The organism is Acaryochloris sp. 'Moss Beach' (assembly GCF_021497025.1).
GTDB classification, from domain to species: domain Bacteria; phylum Cyanobacteriota; class Cyanobacteriia; order Thermosynechococcales; family Thermosynechococcaceae; genus Acaryochloris; species Acaryochloris marina_A.
Genome location: NZ_CP071717.1, coordinates 1,941,610 through 1,964,006 on the forward strand (window position 1 = coordinate 1,941,610; position 22,397 = coordinate 1,964,006).

General features: G+C 48.2%; 17 protein-coding genes. 11 read left to right on the forward strand and 6 right to left on the reverse strand.

Going from position 1 to position 22,397, the window contains the following annotated elements; translation table 11 throughout:
* Positions 1-92 precede the first annotated feature (92 nt).
* Positions 93-3,713 carry a calcium-binding protein gene (locus HRE53_RS09010; protein WP_235110058.1) on the reverse strand — a complete coding sequence of 1,207 codons (3,621 nt, stop codon included), beginning with the start codon at positions 3,711-3,713 and terminating at the stop codon, positions 93-95.
* Positions 3,714-3,996: 283 nt separating this feature from the next.
* On the opposite strand from HRE53_RS09010, the gene HRE53_RS09015 reads away from it, so the two are divergent.
* The 4 genes from HRE53_RS09015 (at position 3,997) to HRE53_RS09030 (ending at position 8,001) form a co-directional block, all read left to right on the forward strand.
* Positions 3,997-4,818 (forward strand): ion transporter, encoded by an 822-nt coding sequence (locus HRE53_RS09015; RefSeq protein WP_212663133.1) that lies wholly within the window; start codon positions 3,997-3,999, stop codon positions 4,816-4,818.
* Between the two features lie 50 nt (positions 4,819-4,868).
* Positions 4,869-5,192, forward strand: coding sequence for a hypothetical protein (locus HRE53_RS09020; RefSeq protein ID WP_212663134.1), 324 nt, complete (start codon positions 4,869-4,871; stop codon positions 5,190-5,192).
* A gap of 201 nt (positions 5,193-5,393) precedes the next feature.
* Positions 5,394-6,836, forward strand: a complete 1,443-nt coding sequence (locus HRE53_RS09025; protein ID WP_235110059.1) for a VWA domain-containing protein — start codon at positions 5,394-5,396, stop codon at positions 6,834-6,836.
* The gene (locus HRE53_RS09030) at positions 6,826-8,001 is read left to right on the forward strand and encodes an ARPP-2 domain-containing protein (protein WP_235110060.1); all 1,176 of its coding nucleotides are present in this window, start codon (positions 6,826-6,828) and stop codon (positions 7,999-8,001) included. Before HRE53_RS09025 ends, HRE53_RS09030 begins: the two co-directional genes overlap by 11 nt.
* Positions 8,002-8,018: 17 nt before the next feature.
* Here the strand turns inward: HRE53_RS09030 and HRE53_RS09035 are convergent, their stop codons facing one another.
* Positions 8,019-9,299, reverse strand: a complete 1,281-nt coding sequence (locus tag HRE53_RS09035; protein ID WP_235110062.1) for an MSMEG_0569 family flavin-dependent oxidoreductase — start codon at positions 9,297-9,299, stop codon at positions 8,019-8,021.
* 1,175 nt (positions 9,300-10,474) lie between these two features.
* On the opposite strand from HRE53_RS09035, the gene HRE53_RS09040 reads away from it, so the two are divergent.
* From HRE53_RS09040 to HRE53_RS09070, 7 genes are all read left to right on the forward strand, one after another.
* Positions 10,475-13,279, forward strand: a complete 2,805-nt coding sequence (locus HRE53_RS09040) for an EAL domain-containing protein (protein WP_235110064.1) — start codon at positions 10,475-10,477, stop codon at positions 13,277-13,279.
* A 339-nt stretch (positions 13,280-13,618) separates the two neighbouring features.
* Positions 13,619-14,101, forward strand: coding sequence for an MSMEG_0572/Sll0783 family nitrogen starvation response protein (locus HRE53_RS09045; protein WP_212663139.1), 483 nt, complete (start codon positions 13,619-13,621; stop codon positions 14,099-14,101).
* Between the two features lie 50 nt (positions 14,102-14,151).
* The gene (locus HRE53_RS09050) at positions 14,152-15,162 is read left to right on the forward strand and encodes a Nit6803 family nitrilase (protein ID WP_235110066.1); all 1,011 of its coding nucleotides are present in this window, start codon (positions 14,152-14,154) and stop codon (positions 15,160-15,162) included.
* 9 nt (positions 15,163-15,171) lie between these two features.
* Positions 15,172-16,254: an MSMEG_0568 family radical SAM protein gene (locus HRE53_RS09055; RefSeq protein ID WP_235110067.1), complete on the forward strand. Its 1,083-nt coding sequence runs from the start codon at positions 15,172-15,174 to the stop codon at positions 16,252-16,254.
* 113 nt (positions 16,255-16,367) lie between these two features.
* Positions 16,368-17,051, forward strand: coding sequence for a hypothetical protein (locus HRE53_RS09060; RefSeq protein ID WP_235110068.1), 684 nt, complete (start codon positions 16,368-16,370; stop codon positions 17,049-17,051).
* A 31-nt stretch (positions 17,052-17,082) separates the two neighbouring features.
* On the forward strand, positions 17,083-17,601 hold the full coding sequence (locus HRE53_RS09065; RefSeq protein ID WP_235110069.1) for an MSMEG_0567/Sll0786 family nitrogen starvation N-acetyltransferase: 519 nt from the start codon (positions 17,083-17,085) through the stop codon (positions 17,599-17,601).
* The gene (locus HRE53_RS09070) at positions 17,601-18,602 is read left to right on the forward strand and encodes a sll0787 family AIR synthase-like protein (protein WP_235110070.1); all 1,002 of its coding nucleotides are present in this window, start codon (positions 17,601-17,603) and stop codon (positions 18,600-18,602) included. The genes HRE53_RS09065 and HRE53_RS09070 overlap by 1 nt, the downstream gene beginning before the upstream one ends.
* Here HRE53_RS09070 and HRE53_RS09075 read toward each other — a convergent pair.
* The 4 genes from HRE53_RS09075 to HRE53_RS09090 all read right to left on the reverse strand — a co-directional run bounded on the left by HRE53_RS09075 (position 18,591) and on the right by HRE53_RS09090 (position 22,390).
* On the reverse strand, positions 18,591-19,718 hold the full coding sequence (locus HRE53_RS09075) for a YhcG family protein (protein WP_235110071.1): 1,128 nt from the start codon (positions 19,716-19,718) through the stop codon (positions 18,591-18,593). The two genes, HRE53_RS09070 and HRE53_RS09075, sit on opposite strands and share 12 nt — an antisense overlap.
* A 37-nt stretch (positions 19,719-19,755) precedes the next feature.
* Entirely contained in the window at positions 19,756-21,474 is a 1,719-nt protein-coding gene (locus HRE53_RS09080; protein ID WP_235110072.1) for a restriction endonuclease subunit S, read from the reverse strand.
* Positions 21,475-21,548: 74 nt separating this feature from the next.
* On the reverse strand, positions 21,549-21,962 hold the full coding sequence (locus tag HRE53_RS09085) for a type II toxin-antitoxin system VapC family toxin (protein WP_235110074.1): 414 nt from the start codon (positions 21,960-21,962) through the stop codon (positions 21,549-21,551).
* A complete protein-coding gene (locus HRE53_RS09090; RefSeq protein ID WP_235110076.1) occupies positions 21,959-22,390 on the reverse strand; it encodes a hypothetical protein in 432 nt (143 codons plus the stop codon). The genes HRE53_RS09085 and HRE53_RS09090 overlap by 4 nt, the downstream gene beginning before the upstream one ends.
* Positions 22,391-22,397 lie beyond the last annotated feature (7 nt).

The following is a 22,397-nucleotide window of genomic DNA, read 5'->3' on the forward strand; positions in this document are numbered from 1 at the left end:
GTGATGTCCCACCCATCACCCTCCCAAGAAAATACCCCGACTGCAAAAGCAATCGAGGTACGACAGACACATGATGGGAACACAACAGAGTTTCAGGTAGAAGCCAAAGAAAAAGGCAACTGAGACCAAAAAACAAGAGAAAGAAAAATTAAAAAAACAGCAACAGGGCTAGCGTAATAGAAAGCAGAATCAGCCAAAGAAAGCTGAGAAGCGCCAGAAATTGTTGCAATTAACTCATCCGAACCACCCACTTGACCATCTTGGTTGGTATCTAGATAAAGATTTGCGCCTTGAGCGGTAGACCCTAATACATAGTCAGAGACTGATCCGGCGAGCTGAATCTTGTCTTCTTGGGCATTGAAGTCCGTAATCATGGCAAAGTCATTTGTACCTGCCAGTAGGTCGTCGCCATCGTTATAGAAGGCCACTGCATTACCGAGAATAAAGTGGTCTTCACCAGCACCCCCTGTAAGCCGATCTACAGATCCTTGACCAAAGCCAGCGTTGGGATCGACACCGACTAAAATATCGTTACCCGCTCCACCGATGAGGGTGTCATTGCCAAAGCCACCTTCTAAGATGTCATCGCCTTGGTTGCCGGACAGACGGTCGTTTCCATTGTTGCCCAAGACAATATCGTTGCCTTCGCCACCAAACAACACGTCATGACGAATTGCAGAGACGGATTCAAATACAGTGACATCATCGAGATAACCACCTAGACTGTCATCCTTACCTGCTGCTCTAAATTCTAGAGCAGTCGTCTCGCCTTCACCCGCTTCAACTGTGTAGGTATAGGTTTTCCAGTCTTCAGTCTTGCTAGCTCCAGTGATGGTGTCTAGAAGCTCTCCATTCCAGTAGACTTCAACAGGGTTACTGGTTTCAGCCACACCCGGACGAGGAGTGTAAGCAAAGGAGATTTCGTAGGTTTTTCCGGCTTCAGTGTCTAAGTTTTGCATCATGCCACTGTTGTCATGACTGTCTAGCTCAATTCGAGCTTTGCCATCATCAGCCTTGCCAAACTGCTGAACTTCAATTCCTTTGCCTTGAGTGGTTGTCCAGCCCTCAACGGAGCCAAACACACCCCAGTTACGATTGCCGAGCTGATTCTCTTCAAAGCTACCGTTAGCGACTAAGTTGCGAGGTGCAATAATATCTTCTGCACCACCGTCAATAATGTCGTTGCCGGTGCCACCGTAAATTGTGTCGTTGCCCGTGCCACCGTTGAGGATGTCATGGCCCGCATCACCATACATGCGGTCTGCACCTTCGTTGCCGACAATAATATCTTCGCCTTCGCCACCGTAAAGTTTATCTTTACCCACACCACCGAGGACAATATCGTTGCCAGTGCCACCGTAGATTAAGTCGCGGCCTTCGTCTCCACTTAAAACGTCATGACCCGCTTCACCGTAGAGGCTATCGTTGCCTGTCCCACCAGACATCCAATAGTCGTCGCCGGCACCACCCACTAACTTGTCACGGCCTGCCTCGCCTTCAAGGATATCGTGACCGTCTTGGCCGAGGAGCGTATCATTACCTGTGCCACCTTTGAGGACATCATGGCCAGCACCACCATCTACAAAATCGCGTCCTGCACCACCTTCTGCATAATCTTCGCCGTCGCCAGCATATAAAGTATCACGACCTTCATCGCCGAAGAGGGCGTCGTTGTCGAGGCCACCTTCAATATAGTCACGGCCCTTACCGCCACTTAAGACATCATGACCGGCTTCACCGTAAAGACTATCGTTGCCTGTCCCACCAGACATCCAGTAGTCATCGCCAGCTCCACCCATCAATTCGTCGTGGCCTGCTTCACCTTCTAATACATCATTTCCGTCTTGGCCGAGCAGGGTGTCATTACCTGTGCCACCTTTGAGGACATCATGACCGGCTCCACCATCGATCAGGTCGCTGCCTTTGCCGCCTTCTGCATAATCGTCACCTTCTCCAGCGAATAGGGTGTCTTTACCCTCATCACCGAAGAGGGCGTCATTGTCGAGACCACCGTCCAAGTAGTCATGGCCCTTACCACCACTTAAAACATCATGACCCGCTTCACCATACAGACTATCGTTGCCAGTACCACCAGACATCCAGTAGTCATCACCGGCACCACCGATTAACTCATCATGGCCGGCTTCACCTTCAATAATGTCATGACCATCTTGACCCAGAAGAGTGTCATTGCCACTGCCACCTTTAATGTGGTCATGGCCTGCTCCACCATCGACAAGATCACTGCCCTTGCCGCCTTCAGCATAATCGTCACCTTCGCCTGCAAATAGGGTGTCTTTGCCTTCATCTCCAAAAAGTGCGTCATTATCAAGGCCACCTTCAAGGTAGTCATGGCCTTTGCCGCCACTTAAGACATCATGACCGACTTCACCGTAAAGACTATCGTTACCTGTCCCACCGGTCATCCAATAGTCATCACCGGCACCACCCATCAATTCGTCATGGCCTGCTTCACCTTCGAGAATGTCGTGACCGTCTTGACCCAAAAGGGTGTCATTGCCGCTGCCACCTTTGATGTGATCATGGCCTGCACCGCCATCGACTAAGTCGCGACCAGTGCCACCATCTGCATAATCTTCACCTTCACCACCAAGAAGGACATCATGCCCTTGGTTCCCCTGGAGATTGTCATTATCAGCGCCCCCGGTGAGATAGTCATTCCCTTTTCCACCCGTTAGGAAGTCATTACCAGCTTCTCCATAGAGGCTGTCATTCCCTTTTCCACCAGAGACAAAGTAGTCGTCACCCGCGCCGCCAATGAGTTTGTCATGGCCCACTTCACCTTCGATCACATCATGGCCGTCTTGCCCTAGAAGAGTATCGCTACCGCTGCCGCCTTTGATATGGTCATGGCCTGCACCGCCGTCTACCAAATCGTTGCCAGTACCGCCGTCTGCATAGTCTTCGCCTTCTCCTGCAAATAGGGTATCTTTACCTTCATTCCCGGATAGATTATCGTTGCCAGTACCGCCTTCGATATAGTCGTTGCCGGTGCCACCGGTCAGGTAGTCTTCACCGACTTCTCCGTATAAGCTATCGTTGCCAGCACCACCGGAAACCCAATAGTCATTGCCTGCACCACCGATTAACTCGTCATTTCCACCTTCACCATCGATGATGTCGTGACCATCTTGACCGAGGAGGGTATCGTTACCACTGCCACCCTTAATGTGGTCATGGCCAGCCCCACCGTCTACGAGGTCATGGCCTTGGCCGCCGTTGGCATAGTCTTCATTATCGCCACCATAGAGGCTATCGTTCCCCTGGTCACCACTGAGATTATCGTTATCTGCACCGCCTGCGAGGTAGTCATGGCCAGTGCCACCGCTCATAACATCGCTATTCCCTTCACCGTAGAGGCTGTCGTTGCCTGCCCCACCGGACATCCAGTAATCGTCGCCAGCGCCACCGACTAGTTTGTCATTCCCGGCTCCGCCTTCGAGGATATCGTGGCCGTCTTGACCAAGAAGCGTATCGTGTCCACTGCCGCCTTTAATGTGGTCATGGTTGGCACCACCGTCTACTAAGTCATTGCCTTGACCGCCATCTGCAAAGTCTTCACCTTGACCAGCAAGTAGGGTGTCATCCCCTTTTTCACCGACCAGATTATCGTTACCAAGGTCTCCTAGAATCATGTCTTCTTCTAAGGAGCCGACTAATAAATCGTCATTCTCAGTTCCGAATACCTGCATAATTTTGGCCTATCTCTCGTGTATATATTCAGGTTATTCATTGCAGTTAGCTTGAAGGTCAACAAAAACGAGCATAGGAATAACTTATGAATCACACTTTTTAGGCGCTATATTGCTTTAATAGATTGACTTTAGGTCTATTTTTATTCTCAAACAAATTTTTTTCTTTCGAGGAGTGTCATCCGTAGAATTATGGATTTTTTTTTGAGTATTGAGCAAACAAATTGCCTTGATAGCTGCTAACTTATGGAAGTAAATCAGGCTATTGAATGCGGGTGAACTGATGGGGGGCAAGAGAAAAAAAACTTGGCGACGACGCGTTTTTGAAATCTTAGAAGTGGCCGATGCCGGTGATCGAGCTAGCCAAATCTTCGATATCAGCTTGTTGGTGCTGATTTTAGCCAATTTGGTGGTGATCACCCTAGAGACCGTAGAAGGATTAACCACACAGTATCGAAGCTATTTTGAGATCTGTGAGACCGTCAGCATTACGATCTTTACGATTGAATATCTGCTACGAATCTGGTCCTGTACGGCCTCTCCAGACTTCAAACATCCCCTATTAGGGCGAGTTAAATTTCTATTTACACCGCTCGCGTTGATTGACTTGATGGCCCTGGCACCGTTTTATTTACCGTTACTGATTCCCATCGACATCCGGTTTATTCGCTTTATCCGACTGCTGAGAGTTTTACGGTTATTTAAGCTCAGTCGATATTTTCAGTCGTTTCAAGTCTTAGGCAATATCCTAAAGTCGAAACGAGATGAGTTATTAGTCACCCTGATGGGGGTTTTAGGCTTACTATGGCTGGCCTCTACGTTGATGTATTTTATTGAGCATGATGCTCAGCCTGAGGCCTTTGCCAATATTCCAGCCACCATGTGGTGGGGGGTGGCGACTCTGACCACGGTGGGATATGGAGATATCTACCCTGTAACCACCGCCGGTCGAGTGTTAGGGAGTGTGATTTCGATTTTGGGGATTGGTTTATTTGCTTTGCCAACGGGGATTTTGGCTTCTGGATTTACGGAAGAATTAGATCGGCGAAAACAATTACCTACAAATGAATCCAGCACTTGTCCACATTGTGGAAAACTTTTATAGGACCATTTTTCTCACTCTCTTCCAGACTGAGCCAGGAAACCCTAAAAAAAATGACAACAGAAATTTCAGTTGAATCCATCGATGGTGTGTTGAGTGTTAGAACAGCCAATGGACCGAGGGATTATATCTTGTGGCAATGGACTGAATCGGCACCACACGACATCTATGTTGAGTTTAATAACCCAAGCCATGGTGAATACAATTCCATTGATGAATGCACTGTCATGCTGGATGGAGTGCATATTGTTACCTCAGATCAGGACCTGATTCACTTCTACTTTGATGGCATCAGCCAAGCACTATATTCAAAGTTCAGTCATGGCTTAAAACAAATCTACGCTTTCGTACCCGATATTCTGGCAGTTCTCGATTGAGGGATCTTAACTGATCTGCCGATGGTCTCACCCTCTGAAAGATATGTTGAGCTGAATCCATACATGGTTCGGACAATGTGGGTGTGCTAGCGTGGAAGCTCCGTTTGCGGGACTTGAGTGCGACTTCCGAACTCCATCTTGAAAATGGCGCAAGTCTGTCGTACCACTACTCCCCAAGCGGGCTGATTTATATCTAAGACAATGGCTTCTACCTGGACGGAACGTCAGCAGCAGGTCGAACGAGAAGACCTGGTCATGTTTATCAATGCCTGTCTGAGCTGTACGGGGCAGCGGGAATTTTACGACGAGGCCTGGGGACAGAAGCTTTCCCTCGATTTCTTGCATGACTATATTTTGGGCAACTATCGACTGCTCTATGCCCGCACCTTAGCCGCAGGGATTAATCACTTTAATCAGGGCCAAATTATTCTCAAATTACTGGCAACGGGGAAACAAACACTCCCAGAACATCGCCAGGAAGAAGGCACTCTGATCGCTTCTACCCTAAATGCGTTGCCACCCCAGCGGGCCTGGAAAGTGCTGGAGCAAATTCGAAAGCGACGCATTAATAACCGTCGAGCTAGGGCGATTGCCCGGGACTATATTGCGCAACACCACCAGCGGCTGGACTTTGATGCAGTGAAGTATCGCTCTAAGGTCAGTGGAATCGCCACTCACAATCACCTGAAACTACCGGGTGAAGTGGGGCCGTTTTTGTTTCGAGACTGGCCCCAGCAGTTTGAAACTGAGCTGTTTGAGAAATTTCGAAAAGCGTATTACAGCCAAGACGCGATCTATGCCCTGCCCTTTACGGTGGCAGAAGGGTTGGCGGCAAAACATCAGATTCCCCGCAATCGCTTTTTGGCCCGCATCGAAGCCCAAATGACTCAGGCTGAAAAAGTGCGGATGCAGCAGAGTACGGAATGCGATCGCAACTCAAAACTCACGGTTGATCTCAAACGCACCCCGATCACGAAGCTGGCCCTCTACTGCTTATCCTTGCCGATAAAGGATCGAAAAGCACGACATACGGAATTGACTGAGGCTTTACAACAATCGGCCCAAGCAGCGCTGCATCGGGCTCCTTTACGGCTGGGAAAGGTGGCAGCAGTACTGGACTGTAGCTATTCCAGTAGCGGCTCGAATGAAAAGCGGAGACGGCCTTTGGGAGTCGCCTTAGCCATTCACTATCTGTTGCAAGCGGCATCCGATCAATATCAGGCCTTTTGGACATTACCTATCTCCGATCCAATACTGGTGCAACCTCGGGGACAGACCGATCTGGCTACACCCTTGCTGGATGCCCTCGCAACCCATCCTGATGTAGTGGTGATTTTGTCCGATGGCTGGGAGAATGATCCACCCAATGGTGCCGCAGAAGTGTTGCGGGTGTTTCGTCGTCGCCTTGATCCATCCGTTTCGATCCTGCACTGCAATCCGGTTTTCAATGCAGATGACTTTTCCGTTCGAAACCTCAGTTCCGCAGTACCCACTGTCGGACTACGAGATGCTGAGGACTTACCAACAGTGCTGGGCTTTGCTCAATTTGCTGACGGCAAATCTTCTCTAGGGGATCTGGAACAGTATTTAAAGGTCCGGGTTCAGCAGTTTCTCTCCAAATTCAATCCTCATCATGGCTCCTAAAGCGCCTCTACTGAATACCCTTTCCCTCAAGGGGATAGAGATTGCCCCCTCTCAAGTCTGGGGAGGGATTCGGATTGTGCCGTTACTGCGCCGAAATATTCGGGGCGATCTGCGTCTAGCCAAACGCGACTATAACGACGATCTGACGGTGGTCTCGCTCCAAGGCAAACCTCTAGAAGCTGGTCTCAAGTACACGTCCTACGTGCCCCACGGATTGGTGCTGTCCTGGAATGAGGAGGGTCAGCCTGTTGCAGCGAAAGGAAGCCAATTAGGGACTGACGGGCAACGGTTTAATGCCGGTCCCGTTAGCGTCAGAGTGCTATCGCGAATGGCGAAGCGGGAAGCTCGCAATCAGCTCCGATTTCTCCCTCTGCATCTAGCGATGGAAGGCTTCTTGTCTCTGTTTTTCTCCGGGCCAGATATTGCTTGGAGTGAGTATTCTAAGCAGGCTCTCTCCCAAGGGTTATCGCCTCGAACCGAATGGTCCGTGTCAGGGCAGGCGATTCAAGGACTCGCAGATGCCCTGCGGGTATTTGAGATTCATGAGCATCAGGTGGGGATGCTGCTGTTTGTGTCGGAAGCGTTGGCCTCTGCTTTTATCACCCCCACACCGGAAGATTACCGGCTGCTACACCCCAGTCTGCTGCAAGATTTCTATGGAGAACTGCTGTATCAGTACGGACTCTATGGGGGCACAGTGCCGATGCAGTCCCAGGTGGATGAGTCTAAGGTGGAGACTTTGGCGGATTTGCGGGATGCGATCTCAACCCTCAGACAAGACTGGGCTGACTTTCAAGGACTAATGGCCAGCGATCTCCTCCAACGTCCAGTCGAATCCAAGCGCATTTACACAGCGGGTCCGTTTACGCTTCAGCGCTTTATCACCGACCTCAAACTCAAATCTGAAAATCACATTGGTGAAGCGATTGTCCGCAATGATGGACAACTAGAATACCTAAAAACCTATCGTTTATCTGCAGGTCAGGCTCGAAGGGCCTATTTACTCAGCCAGCTCGCTGCCCAGGGCTGGCACTTAGAACGAACCGCCTTATCCATGGGGGAGTCGCTAGAAAACTTTATCTATCGACTAGAAAAAGCTGGCTTTGGCTATTTAATCAATAATCAAGTGCGTGAGCAGGCACAAAAAGCGAGGCGACGGGATTAGGGTAATGTCGATGATGGTTAAGATCCAATGGCCATTTCATTGAAGCGAAGTTGAGATCGCACATTCACCCGATGATTGGCCTGAATATAGTCAGCCACATACCGAACATCCCGAGCAATCCCTGAAAAGCGGCCTGACCCCCAAGTATAGAGCCAAGGCAAGCCCACAAAATACAGTCCTTTCACTCCCGTCACGCCCCGATCATGACCGGGATAGCCCTTGCCATCAAACACAGGAATTTCCACCCAGGAATAGTCCATGTCATAGCCAATAGACCAAATCACGGTGCCAATATTGGCCGTTTGTAGATCCAATGCAGTGGGTTCAGAGGGAGGTTCCCATACGGGCGAATAGGATGCATCCACTGGCGCTTCAATTTGATGTTTTTCAATATAAGCATCAATCGTTCCTTTGATACTTTCAGCCACTGCATCGGCCTGATCCAAGTTCGCTTTCAAATTGGGCTGAAACGTTAACTGAGACCCACGAATATCCGCCAGTCTCCCGTAGAGCTGCATCCCTTCCAGGGCAAAATGACGCAAATCAATTTCCCGCCCACCTCCGCGTCCCGTGACATAGTGGTTGGTTTTAGTTCTCACATTCTCTTTTTGAGGATGATCTTCAATGGTCAGGTCGTAGTAACCCAGTTGATCCAACCAATCCACCACATCTTTACCTCGGTATCGACGGGGCGATCGCGGCGCACTACCGACACATAAATGCACCTGTTTCCCTGCTAGATGAAGGTCTTCGGCAATCTGACAGCCCGACTGCCCGGTGCCCACTACAATCACAGCTCCATCGGCTAAACTCTCCGGATTTTTATACTCAGAAGAATGAAGTTGGCAAATCTCTTCAGGAAGGCCCTGGGCTATACCAGGAATGCGAGGTCGATGATAGCCTCCAGTGGCTACCACAATTTGATCAGCCGTGAATTCCCCAATCGAGGTAGAGACTTCAAACACATCGCTAATGGGATTTTTGCGCACTCGCTGCACACTAACGCCTTCTCTAACGGGAGGATTAAAGGAACGAGCGTAGGCTTCGATATAGTCGACAATTTGGTCTTTTTGCATAAATCCGTTGGAGTCATCTCCAGAATAGGAAAATCCCGGTAGCTGACATTGCCAGTTGGGGGTAACTAAACAAAAAGAATCCCAACGCTTGCTCCGCCAGGAATGGGCAATCTGATACTGCTCAAAGATAATGTGATCAATCTGACATTCACCTAAACAGTAACTAATGGATAAGCCTGCTTGTCCACCGCCCACAATAATGACGGAATAATGGCTGCCCATACTAGATTCCCCTTTGAACTGAGTACGTCGAAGACTATTGGCACCATAAAGGGGGAATGAGACGACAACGAGTAGCAAGAGATACAGATTGCTGAGGTTTGTGACTTTCCCTAGGCTTCACGACATCTCTGGTCTAATGACTCTGTGAAGAATACTCGTTTTGAACGGATGAACCTAGCAGTTTAGATAGCTTCCTGAAATATTAGAGTAATTCTTGAACTTGGACTGACTTGATAGTCAGAGATCCGTGCAAAGACTCTTAAATGAGCATGGAAGCACAAGTATTCTGTCGTTATTTCAATAAACTCTCGCAAGAAAATAGATTATAGGTCTCGCAGAAGATCAAGAGGTGGCTCAGTCAAATTGATGCTCCCAAGCAAGGGTGCCACAAACGAGTTCAAGAAAGTTGTGAAGAATGAAATGCTATCAATCGAAGGATGAAGACTGGAGAAAGAATGGCATGTTTTCTAGGTAATAGAAATCACATCTTTAATTAGAAAACCAAAGAAATAGCTTACTGAAACCCACCAAGATATACAATTAGTGATTTATATTCAATTCTTATTAAAAAGTGATTCCAGGCATGCATCACCATTCTTTTATCAAGGAAATAGGTTGAAAAAAATTATGACGAATACTTGAATAGAATCTTTCGACAACCACTGCCTAAAATAGTCCAGTTGAGACTCGAATTCTATCAAAAACTGAATAATAGTATCGGAGCTATCTGGTATTTGAGAGATAACTCTAATATGGAAATAAAAAATCATTTTAACTTCATGGATGCCTGTGAATCACTCTTAGAACCTGGAATGAAATAATATGATACTCCTCCAAGATGATTAAGAGAAATCAACCCTGTCGAGTATGCTTGACAACTTATTATGAGTGACATCCAATAAGTCGTAAAAAAAAGGAATTAAGATATTTTAATGCTGGATTGAATATTCAATTTTGTAGAGAAATCGTTGTATACTCCATGATCATTCACTCAGCAAACCTTTGGGTTATCTACGTTTCTTTAAGACAGGCCACAATAGATTCAAGGCTACGCAATTGGTGTTCTTCGCTATATGTGTTAACACATTCAATGTAATACATCCCCACAAATATGCAAGTAGTACATTTAATTTTATTCTTGCAAACTCATCGAATTCTTGTGGGCCTCTGAATGTATGATTAAAGCCTATAAAGTAAAGCCACTTAGCGCTTCACCCAATCCCCCCAATCAGTCAGATCGACAGATAAACTGGCTCCAAGCTTTTGTAGGAACTGCCTTAGTTATTGTTACTGTAGCCGCATATTACAGCTATAGCGTAATACGACATTTGGCACTGGAGAGTCTGAGGCAAAATGCCTTTGAAGAAGCGCAGCATGGTGCAGGAGAAATTGATACCTGGTTAGCTAGATTGAAGTCTCAAACCGAGACCATTGCCAATACTCCCACGGTTCTCTCTTTAGACTGGTCGACGATAGAACCCTACTTTATGGATGAACTGAAGCGAAACCAAGAATCATTCAAGCTCTCCTTGATTGGGAAAGACCGCTATTTAATTGCTAACACGTCTGTGGGACTCCAGCGGCAAGACTTACGTCACCGAAACTACCTACGAGAAGTCTTAAAAGGCAAAACGTTTGTCAGTGATGCAGTTGTCTCCCCCACCACAGGTGTTACTCAAATATTGATATCAACACCAATTTGGTCCACAGTCCCACCAGCCCCATCATCACTGGATGAGTCAGATGCTATTCAGCAGAAACCCAGCATTTTAGGCGCTGTTAATAACGCTGTCACGGTTGAACTGGTGTCAGAGGTGGTCTCAAGGTTAAAGTATGGCCCTGATAGTTATGCATTTGTCCTGAATTCTGATGGCCGGGCTATGGTTCATCCAGATACTCAGTGGATGTCGACGCAAGAAGAGCCTGCAGCTAGCTTGCTAGACGATACCAATACAGATTTAGCTGACATCGCCAAGCGAATGGTTGATCGGCAAGAAGGCATTGAACTGCGTAACATGGATGGGCGACTTCAATATATTGCTTATCTCCCCTCTAAAGAAGCAAATTGGGCGATCGCTTTTGTCATCCCCAAAAACAATATTGAACATCAACTGCAACCCCTAGATCTGATTGCGTTTGCCTTTGGAATGCTGGCTATCAGCTTAGGGATTGTGCTCTGGCGCTTACAGGCGACTCAACATCAACAGCTCCGTCAAATCCAAGCTTTGACCGAGGCGACTAACCAAGCACTGGAAAAAAGAGTACAGGAGCGTACCATTGAACTCGCACAGGCTAAAGAGCGTGCGCAAGTGACTCTTGAATCGATTGGTGATGCAGTGATTACCACTGATGCCGAGGGACGTGTCGATTATCTCAACCCAGTTGCCGAGAGATTGACGGGTTGGTCACTAGAATCTGCACAAGGAGCGCCACTCCCTGAGGTATTTCGACTCATTAATGAATACAGTCGTGAGCCAGTGACTGATCCAGTTGCTCATTGCCTGGCTGAGGGATGCATAGTCGGTCTAGCGAATCATACGGTGTTGATCAATCGGCATGGCCAAGAGTTCGCCATTGAAGATTCGGCTGCTCCGATCCGGGACACCAACAATCACTTATTAGGGGTCGTTCTGGTGTTTCACGATGTGAGTGAACAGCGCCGATTACAAGAGGAAATCTCTCATCAGGCTCAACATGATGCGCTGACAGGTTTGTTTAATCGCTATGAGTTTGAACGCCGCCTGCAGCAGGCCATCGAGATGGCCCAAGCACAAGATAGTGAACATGCACTTTGCTACCTGGACCTTGATCAGTTCAAGTTGGTCAATGATACCTGTGGACATGCTGCAGGTGACGCCTTGTTAAAACAGCTGTCCGTTTTGTTCGAGAGTAAAATCCGGCAGTGCGATACATTGGCACGATTAGGTGGCGATGAATTCGGGGTGTTGTTAGAGCATTGCTCCCTCACTAATGCCAAGTCCATTGCTAACACCTTGCGTCAAGCCGTCGAAGATTTTAGCTTTAGTTGGCAGGAGCAGCGTTTTCGCGTCGGGGTCAGCCTTGGTTTGGTTACGGTTGATGCCATGAGTACCAACGTTGCCAATATTTTACAGGCGGCCGATAGTGCCTGTTATGTCGCTAAAGACTCCGGTCGCAATCGTGTCCATGTGTACCTTGAACACGACGAGATGTTAGCTCAACGATATGGCGAGATGAAGTGGGTCTCCCGTATTCAGCAAGCATTAGAGGAAGATCTGTTTGAGTTGTATGCTCAGCCGATTGTTCCCCTCAATGAACGTTTTGCCGGCAGATTACACTGCGAATTGTTATTACGCTTGATTGAAGAAGATGGTAAAACCTCTCTCCCGGGAGCGTTTATGCCAGCTGCCGAGCGATATAACCTAGCCGTTGCAATCGATCGTTGGGTGGTAAGTCACGCTTTTCAGTGGTTGGTTGCCCACGCTGATGTATTTGATCGATTGGCATTAGTTACGCTCAATTTGTCTGGGCATTCCATTGGCGATCGATTTTTTCATGCATACGTATTGAAGCAACTGGATGATACGGGTATATCCGCTAAGAAAATCTGCTTTGAGATTACTGAAACTGCTGCTATAGCCAATCTGACTGATGCCACCCGATTTATGCAGACCCTCAGAACACGAGGCTGTCGTTTCTCATTGGATGATTTCGGTAGTGGGTTATCGTCTTTTGGATATCTAAAAACTCTACCGGTTGATTTTTTAAAAATTGATGGCTTATTTGTGAAGGATATTGTTGACGATCCAGTGGACTTGGCAATGGTGCGCTCGATTAACGAGATTGCTCAGTTGCTCAATAAGGAAACGGTTGCTGAGTGCGTTGAAAATGATCAGATACTCAATCAATTACGCACTCTGGGAGTGGATTATGGACAAGGATATGGTTGTGGGCGACCCCAACAACTGTCCACTTTTCTGCATGAAGGCTCCACACTTTAACAATCTCAAATTTTGTTTCTAAATGAATGGTGATTTCATCAAAATAGTTTTTAACAGTATAAAAAACTTGAAACTTACTTGTAGCTTTTTGCCATAGCCCACTAGAAAAGCTGCCAGGCGTTTTTGAGGTAGTCTACCTATTACTTTCGATAGGTAGCATCCAATTACGCTGTCTTTATTTCGCAAAAAGCTAGTGTACCCCTGTCACTTCAAGTAGACATTAAGAGTTTGTAGTAGTTGATACAGGGAAGGAAATTTAACCCACTTACTGTGCAGAGTTAATGATGCTTATTAACGCATCAGGCACTTCCAAAACTCTTCAAGAAGGATGCTTAACCGATGCCAGAAGTTACTACTCCCATCCACCAGACTGGCGACTTTTTTGTGGATTATGAGGAAAAAGTATTCCCCGATGTGCAGGCCGATCCAGGTGAAAAAGCCTTAGTCACTTTTCATACCGTGGCCTTTGAAGGGTCCATTGGCTTGGTCAATTTATTGCAGGCCACCCGTCTGATTCGCAAAGGATTTGAAACCTCCATTCTGCTCTATGGTCCCGGTGTGACATTGGGAGTGCAGCGAGGGTTTCCCAAACTTGGGGATGAGGCTTTCCCAGGTCATATGGCCATGAATAACCAGCTGGTCAAAATCATGGAAGAAGGCGGCAAAGTCTATGCCTGTCGGTTTGCCTTACAGGCCCTATATGGCCACGGTGAACCCTCGTTAATTCCCGGCATTCAGCCTATCAATCCTTTGGATGTCCTAGATATCGTCTTGATGCACCGGAAAGATGGTGCCTTCATTCTGGATACCTGGACGATGTAGCTCTTTGATGTGCCGTCACTTTAGTCCGCTCATACTCTGAGGGAATCATCATGGAACATCCAAAAACAGTGCGAGCTGCCGCTGTTCAGATCAGCCCAGTCTTGTTTAGTCGAGAGGGGACAACGGAGAAAGTTTTGGATGCGATCGCATCTGCAGCCCAAGAAGGGGTGCAATTGATTGTCTTCCCTGAAACCTTGGTTCCCTATTACCCCTATTTCTCCTTTGTTCAGCCGCCCGTGGCCATGGGTAAGGCCCATATGCAGCTTTACGAAGAAGCGGTGACTGTACCGGGGGCGGTGGTGGATGCCATCAGCCGAGCCGCACGTTCCTACGAGATGGTCGTGGTTCTGGGGGTGAATGAACGGGAAGGCGGTTCCCTCTACAACACCCAACTGATTTTTGATGCCGATGGCACCTTGGGGCTAAAGCGACGCAAGATCACCCCCACTTACCATGAGCGGATGGTCTGGGGGCAGGGAGATGGGGCCGGATTGACCGTCCTAGAGACGGCAGTGGGTCGAGTAGGAGCCTTGGCCTGCTGGGAGCATTACAATCCCTTGGCGCGGTATGCGCTGATGGCTCAGGAGGAGCAAATTCACTGTGGGCAGTTTCCGGGGTCGATGGTGGGACAAATCTTTGCGGACCAAATGGAGGTGACGATGCGCCACCATGCCTTGGAGTCGGGCTGTTTTGTGGTTAATGCCACGGGCTGGTTAACCCCAGAGCAAAAACTGCAAATCACCCCCGATGAAAAACTGCAAAAAGTCCTCAGTGGGGGATGCTACACCGCCATCATCAGTCCCGAGGGCGTGCCCCTCTGTGACCCCGTAACCGAGGGAGAAGGAATGGCAATTGCCGACCTCGATTTCTCTCTGATTACGAAGCGCAAACGGATGATGGATTCTGTGGGTCATTATTCGCGGCCCGATCTCCTGCAACTTCAGGTAAATCAAAAGGCTTGGGCAGTGATGCAGCCACCCCCAACGACGCTCCCGGAGCAGGACAAAGAGCCTTCTTTACCTCTCTTATCCGATGAGCCCATTCCTCGACCCGTCGATTAAAGCAAAATTATGGACAAACAACATCTGATTACGGAACTGCAATCGAATGGGTTGCAGGTGATTGACCCCAGTATTGGCGTTGCGGGGCGTCGAGGTGGAGCTGGCCCCTCGGATCATAAAGCAGTGACCGTGGATGGGACGACGGTGATGGTGCCGATCTATACGGGAACCGCCAGCCAGTCCCCCTATACCGCCCAGGTGAACCAAGGCCGTCAGGCGATGTTAAAGAAATCGGACCAGGCCGTGGCCACGGTGGAGTTTCCCCAGCAGCCCCAGTTTTACCAACTACAAACAGCAGACGGCATCCCCTATTGGAAGATTGCCCTGCTCCATAGTCATGACGTGTTAGCTACCACGGTATTGCAAACCTGTATGCGGTATCGCAATACCGATACGGCCTGTCAATTTTGTGCCATTGAAAAGTCCCTAGATGCCGACCGGACCATTGCCCGCAAAACGCCCGAACAACTAGCAGAAGTGGCGGAAGCGGCGGTGCGCCTGGATGGGGTCAAGCATATGATTATGACCACCGGAACGCCGAATACCCGCGATCGCGGTGCAGCCTATTTAGCCGAATGTGCCCAAGCCATCAAAGCTCGGGTCAACCTGCCCATCCAAGCCCAGTGCGAACCTCCAGACGATTTTGGCTGGTTTGCCCAGATGAAGGCAGCAGGGGTAGACAGTTTGGGAATGCACCTAGAAGTGGTTGATCCACAGGTGCGATCGCACATCATGCCCGGTAAAGCAGAAGTGCCCCTATCCCATTATTTTGAAGCCTTTGAGGCCGCAGTTCAGGTGTTTGGTTGGGGCCAAGTGTCTACCTATTTATTAGCAGGACTAGGGGATAGCCTAGAAACCCTGGTGGAAACCTGCCAACGGCTGATTGATTTAGGGGTTTATCCGTTTGTCGTCCCCTTTGTCCCCATTTCCGATACGCCCTTAGCCCACCATCCAGCCCCCAGTAGCGAGTTTATGTTTGCCCTCTATCAACAGGTAGGAGCGATGTTAAAGCAAGCGGGAATGTCTTCCGCAGAGATGAATGCAGGATGTGCCAAATGTGGGGCTTGTTCCGCCTTATCTACGTTTGAGTAAGTGCTATGCATTCTCAGGGCATTGATAGAAGAGAGACTGGAAACCATACAACACACTCTCTCCTACAAGTACACAAAACTCGTACTTGTTATTGCCCATCCTCATCTGTACTGATGCTAAGTATTTCAACCCGCAATCTTGACTCTCTTCCCAATGTGAATAGCCTCAAGCAGTTATTACAATCTCTCGCCATGCTGGACGCAATCTTATCGTCTGAATGGGAATACCGTTACTACTCATTCAATGCAAAATGGTCACGGGATGGACAAATGGGTTCCATGCGAGATGGCTCTGGGGATGAGTTTTTTGCGTTCTTCAATAACGCTGGATGCTTCTTGAAAGGGTTTGTCCATGACTGTTCTATGACCCCCTATCGAACTCAACCCCCTAAAATCTGGCCAGGGATGCTGGAGGGTGTTCCTGAAGCATTCTCGTCAGCCTTGTCTGAGCCTGCATTCTCAATGGATGACACAACATTTGGTCTTTGGCGACGCTACTCCGATCAATCTTGGTCTCATGGTTCCATTGAATTCCCTGAAGGTGACGACCCAGACGGTTCTGAGGCCCTGCTAGCCCTCCTTGATCGCAATCCTGCCACTTACCAACAGTTTGCTGAAGAGTATTACGAAATTGAGATCCCCTTGAACTCTATCCAACATATTTATAAGCATTTGCCGCTGACGGCAGATCTGGTTTCATCTCTGAACAATGACCTCTCGCTAACGGATTTGGCAGAAGACATCAACGAGATTGACTATCCCTACACCCACATCACTAAATCAACGACTCAACAATAAATGATCAGCAATGTTAAAGGAGCAGAATCTGATGGCATCCAGTCGATATAGTTTCAAGTTGGCGCAATCTCCCCAAGATTTGCGGGGGTATTGTGAGCTACGCCAAGCGATTTTTTGTCAGGAACAAGGACTCTTTGAAGGCAAGGATAAAGACGACATCGATACCACCGCCTATCCGATTGTGGCCATTGACCCAGAGGCCCCACCAGATCAGCAAGTGGTAGGCGTCGTCCGCATCTATGAAACGCAAGATCGACTCTGGTACGGCGGTCGCTTAGGGGTTCATGCTGACTATCGCCGAGTCGGACGCATCGGTAAAGGACTAATTTATAAAGCCGTCACCACTGCCAATACTTGGGGATGCGATCGCTTCCTCGCTACGGTCCAACTCCAGAACGTCCGATTCTTTCAACGCCAACACTGGGACTCCTTAGAAGAGATACAGATCTGCGATCGCCCCCATCATCTAATGGAAGCCGACCTAGCCTTTTATCCGCCTGGGAATGAACCTCGTCCCCAAACTTCCCAGCCTCTTCTACAAGCCTCTTAATGCTGTCGGATTTAGCAGCAGAGTTACGGCAAACCTTGGGGCTTCTGCATAAACGGGATATTCAACCCGTTGCCCGTCACTTGGGTGCTTGGGTCCCGGACAATACCACTCAAACTCCTATCTGGCTGGGGGATGACTGTGCCGCTATCCCCGATGGTGAAGGGTATCTGCTGCTGGCGGCGGAGGGGATGTGGTCCGTATTGGTGGAAACAGAACCCTGGCTTGCAGGCTGGTGTGGGATTTTAGTCAACGTTAGCGATATCTATGCCATGGGCGGTCAACCTGTAGCCGTAGTGGATGCCCTCTGGAGTCAGTCTACTGAACAGGCAGAACAACTTTGGGCCGGGATGAAGGCAGCATCTCAGGCGTTTGATGTGCCAATTGTTGGCGGTCATACCCACTGTCATAGTCCTTATGAAGCTTTGTCGGTTGCGATTTTGGGACGCGCCCAGCGGTTGATGACCAGTTTTAATGCCCAACCCGGCGATACTTTACTGCTGGTTACCGATCTCAACGGTCAGCCTCATCCAAACTATCCGTTTTGGGATGCAGCGACGATGGCAGAGCCACAGACACTACAGGCCCATCTCAACTTACTCCCCACTTTGGCTGAGTCAGGCTTATGCGATGCCGGGAAAGACATTAGTATGGGGGGCTTAGTGGGCACCTTGTTGATGCTATTGGAAACCTCTGGTTGTGGTGCCATGCTAGATCTAGAAGCGATTCCCTGTCCTTCCGGTTTAGACCTTAAACAGTGGCTGGTGAGTTTCCCTAGTTATGGGTTTTTACTTAGCGTCAGACCCGATTGCGTTGAGCCAATTCAGCAATTATTTGAACCTCATGATTTGGTCTGTGCAGCGATTGGCCAGATCACCCTGGGACATATACTCACATTCAAATCTGGAGATGAGTCAACTGACTTCTGGGACTTAAGTCAAGAAGCCCTAACTGGCTTTTCTCCGTCTCCTTCAGCAAGGGAACACAGCTCATCAAATATCTGAATTGGGGGGGCGTCGATCTTGGAATTGGGCCATTTCGCGATGGAGTTCGGCCTGGAGTTCAGCTTCAGTGGGGAGGTGGAGTTGGTAGCGGCTGGCGAAGATTTTGGTTTGTTGGTTGGGGCCAAGGGTGTATTTGACCACTGCATCGTTTTTGTCGGAACAGAGGATTAGGCCGAGGGTGGGGTTGTCGTCTGAGACACAGCGTTCGAGATCGTAGTAGTTGACGTAGAGCTGGAGCTGGCCGAGGTCGCCGTGGTTGAGTTTGCCGACTTTCAGATCGATGAGAATGTAGCATTTGAGGATGGTGTGGTAGAAAACGAGATCGATATAGAAGTGATCACCGTCGAGGCTGATCCGTTCTTGACGGGAGACAAAGGCAAATCCTTTGCCCAGTTCAAGCAGAAAGGTTTGCAGATTGCTAATCAGGGCAGTTTCAAGGTCGGATTCAACGAGGTGAGGGGATTCGGGGAGGTCGAGGAATTCGATCACCACAGGATCTTTGAAGATGTCGCTGGGGGTTTGGATAATTTGGCCTTCGGTAGCAAGCTGCATCAGTCCAGCTTTGTCGGTGCTTTTGGCGAGGCGCTCAAATAGAAGGCTGCTAATTTGGCGTTCGAGTTCGCGGGCAGACCAGTTATTTTTTAGCGCTTCGATTTCATAGAAGGCGCGAGCGTTCAGATTCTCAACACGGAGTAAGGTGCGGTAGTGGGTCCAGGAGAGGTTTGGGTGAAGTTGACCGGGTTGCCAATTGGGTTGGGATTGGCTGAGGGTAGTGAATTGGTCACTCGATAGAGATTGGTCACGCACTGTGTGACTTATTGAAGTGGCTATTAAGAGATTAGGGAAGCCCAAATAAAATTGCCGTATGTATTTGAGATTGGATAGGGAAAAGCCTTTACCAACGTCTTTGGTCAGTCTGCGGGAAAGGTCTTTGAGTAGGCTTTCGCCATATTCGGCCCGTTGTTGTCCCTGTTGTTCTTGCTCGACAATTTCGCGCCCGATTAGCCAGTAGGAGACGACTTGTGTTGTATTAACGGTCCGGGAAACACCGACTTGGGCGGCATTCAGGATGTCGCGAATACGTTGATACAGTGAATCGGGGTGATTATCGCTCATGGGAACGAGATTACAGGACAGCGTTTAGATCTGGAATCTAAACTTCTAATTGGCCTACTACCGCAGCGGCAAGAGCTGTGGCTTTATCTTGGGTTTTGCGCAGGTGAGTTTCAAGGGTGTCACAGAGAGGCATTAGTCGATCAACTTTAGCGACGATGCGTTTTTGTTCAGCAAGGGGGGGCAATGGTAATAGCAAACTAGCAATTTCTTTACTATTGATATTCTTAACTCCAGAAGTAGTGCGAATTGGATATTCAATTTGCTGTCTAGTAGTAACAGAACCAATTGCTAGATTTAGGTAGATCGCATCACAACTGCCTGGGAATGGGCGTAGGCGTACTAAATATCCTGCATATGCATAACCATTTTCTTCATCCGTAACAACTGCTGTTCTCCCAACCAATGCTTTGCTCCCATTGGAACGAATCATGAGCAGATCACCGGGTTGTACCTGTAAATCTTTTCTTTCTTTATCCGTCAGCACTGCAAACTTTAAATCTTGAATATTCAGGCAACCATCTGCTACCTGAATATTTGGAATTCGCAAAACAGGCGAACCCACAGCATCATAACCACATTTCTTAGATGTACCGTATCGAAGGCTGGTTAGAATATCCCCTAATCTGATCCACTCCCATGACACTGGCAACAAATGAGGTTGTTTATCAGGAGAAATTTTTTCAACCACAATTTTTTTGATTATTTTCTTCTGGACTAGCTCATCCATTTGAGTTCTGACTTCAGCAAGCAGCATGTTAGCCAAGCCGTCTAAGTCGTTTTGTTCTGTTAAACGACCTTGAACAGCAAGTTGTGATATAGAAAGTCTTATGTCTTCAACATCTTCAAGTTGTTGACTCAGGCATGCCCAGTTATCTTGAACGAATTCCCAGGCAGTATTTAGCGATTCATCTGTTTCAGCATTCATCAGAGCATCGATCGCACTTGCTCGCATTTTTGTTCGTAGGGTGTTGCGATCGCACTGCAATACCTCATAGCGATCGCACAATGCCATCAATTCATCCACCTTCGCCACAATCCGCTTCTGCTCTGCGAGGGGAGGAAGGGGAAAGATAAACTTCTTCAAGGAACGAATGTTAACGTGTGGAACAGTCATACCCGCAGCATCTTTTCGAGCCTGACCATATATTAAGGATGAGTTCATCGCCCAGGAGAAAAAATAAGGTTCTATCTCAGCAGCGACACGAAATTGCATCATACGCTGTGACAGACAAATTTCGCAGTTGTTAGGAACAACTGCCGCGATTCCGAAATTCCCCTCACGCGAGTAGAAAATATCTCCAGGTCGAGGCTGTAATCTTTGAGTTTGACGTTGATATTCTTCAAGCCCAACTCTTCGGGCCTGTTCAATTAGAATTTCTCCTGGACGCATATCAGATGTACGAATTGCCGGATACCCATCCTTCTGATATATCGGCGTACGATGCAAGCAATCCACTACGTGCGTACAAACCGTTTCAACACGAACCCATTGCCAATTAGAAGGCAGCTCAAATGGAATTTCCGTACTTTCAACAGACTGAGTTTCTTTTGGCTTGGAAATTGCTTTGGCCTTAAATAGTGCTAATTTCTCGCATGCTATCCGTTCTATTGAGTGTGCGGCAGTGCCGTCTTGTTCATGTATCTTTGACAACTTTCCCCGCACCGCCAAATCCAAAATCAACTCCCGCAGCCGTTGCACCCCACCCGGCGCTTCCGCAATCACCTCGAAATTCTCCCAAAACGTCTGCAAATTCATACGTTAAAGTGATCTACCACAACTGCACCAAAATCTTTCGCCGAAATGCCTTCTAGTCTCTAATTTTGAGGAAATCAATCCACTGGGATGATCTCAAAGCTCTCACCATCACCTATCCGATAAAACAAAAAATCTGAATCAATCGTCAAAATTTGTCGTTTTCCCGTCCGCTCCGCCGCCAACACCAGCGTTGCATCCGCAAAATCCATGGGTCGATCTTGGTATGTCTCTATCAACCCAAAGAGGCGTTCATAATCCTCTGTTTGAATGTCATAAATTTGTAAAACATTATTCTGGAGCATTCCGCCTAACTTACGCTGCAACCGATACCCACCACAGCGATCTGCAAAATACATCGCCTCAGTCATACAAGCCCAAGTTGTCAAAAAAGGCATCGGTAAACGGGTAAAGGCTTCAATATAAACCTTATGTAATGACTGCGATTGATCAATCACACAAAGCAAAACACCTGTATCGCAGAGAATCACAAATTCAAACCCTTACGGCGGTATTTTTCACTTAATGCCTCTTGGTACACCTGTTTATAGTTTGCTAAGTCAATGGATTCATGAATTTCAACCTGTTCTAAATCTTCGACCCATTCTGCCCAGCGTCGTTTTAGTTCAGCTTGGTCAAACTGCTCTGTTTCCTTTTCCTTGGGCTGAGTATTAGATACTTCTGCATCCGAATATTGCTTGGCCAATAAAAGGACTTCATCTAAACTCCTGACATCCCCTGCCGCAATCTCCGCCTCGACCTTAGTAATAAATGCATTCAACCGACCACTCTCGACATCAGCCTTGATTTTTGCATCCCACATATCCTCTAAATAATCCACCAACCATGCTGACAATTGCCGCGCCTCCGATTCCGGCAACTGCCGAATCACCGCCTCAATTTCAGTTACTGTTGTCATCTCATCA

Coding starts and splice junctions, on each gene's coding strand:
- HRE53_RS09040 (WP_235110064.1), top strand. CDS start 10,475: ATGATTAAAGCCTATAAAGTAAAGCCACTTAGCGCTTCACCCAATCCC.
- HRE53_RS09065 (WP_235110069.1), top strand. CDS start 17,083: ATGGCATCCAGTCGATATAGTTTCAAGTTGGCGCAATCTCCCCAAGAT.
- HRE53_RS09010 (WP_235110058.1), bottom strand. CDS start 3,713: ATGCAGGTATTCGGAACTGAGAATGACGATTTATTAGTCGGCTCCTTA.
- HRE53_RS09070 (WP_235110070.1), top strand. CDS start 17,601: ATGCTGTCGGATTTAGCAGCAGAGTTACGGCAAACCTTGGGGCTTCTG.
- HRE53_RS09075 (WP_235110071.1), bottom strand. CDS start 19,718: ATGAGCGATAATCACCCCGATTCACTGTATCAACGTATTCGCGACATC.
- HRE53_RS09045 (WP_212663139.1), top strand. CDS start 13,619: ATGCCAGAAGTTACTACTCCCATCCACCAGACTGGCGACTTTTTTGTG.
- HRE53_RS09090 (WP_235110076.1), bottom strand. CDS start 22,390: ATGACAACAGTAACTGAAATTGAGGCGGTGATTCGGCAGTTGCCGGAA.
- HRE53_RS09020 (WP_212663134.1), top strand. CDS start 4,869: ATGACAACAGAAATTTCAGTTGAATCCATCGATGGTGTGTTGAGTGTT.
- HRE53_RS09015 (WP_212663133.1), top strand. CDS start 3,997: ATGGGGGGCAAGAGAAAAAAAACTTGGCGACGACGCGTTTTTGAAATC.
- HRE53_RS09060 (WP_235110068.1), top strand. CDS start 16,368: ATGCTAAGTATTTCAACCCGCAATCTTGACTCTCTTCCCAATGTGAAT.
- HRE53_RS09025 (WP_235110059.1), top strand. CDS start 5,394: ATGGCTTCTACCTGGACGGAACGTCAGCAGCAGGTCGAACGAGAAGAC.
- HRE53_RS09080 (WP_235110072.1), bottom strand. CDS start 21,474: ATGAATTTGCAGACGTTTTGGGAGAATTTCGAGGTGATTGCGGAAGCG.
- HRE53_RS09055 (WP_235110067.1), top strand. CDS start 15,172: ATGGACAAACAACATCTGATTACGGAACTGCAATCGAATGGGTTGCAG.
- HRE53_RS09035 (WP_235110062.1), bottom strand. CDS start 9,299: ATGGGCAGCCATTATTCCGTCATTATTGTGGGCGGTGGACAAGCAGGC.
- HRE53_RS09050 (WP_235110066.1), top strand. CDS start 14,152: ATGGAACATCCAAAAACAGTGCGAGCTGCCGCTGTTCAGATCAGCCCA.
- HRE53_RS09030 (WP_235110060.1), top strand. CDS start 6,826: ATGGCTCCTAAAGCGCCTCTACTGAATACCCTTTCCCTCAAGGGGATA.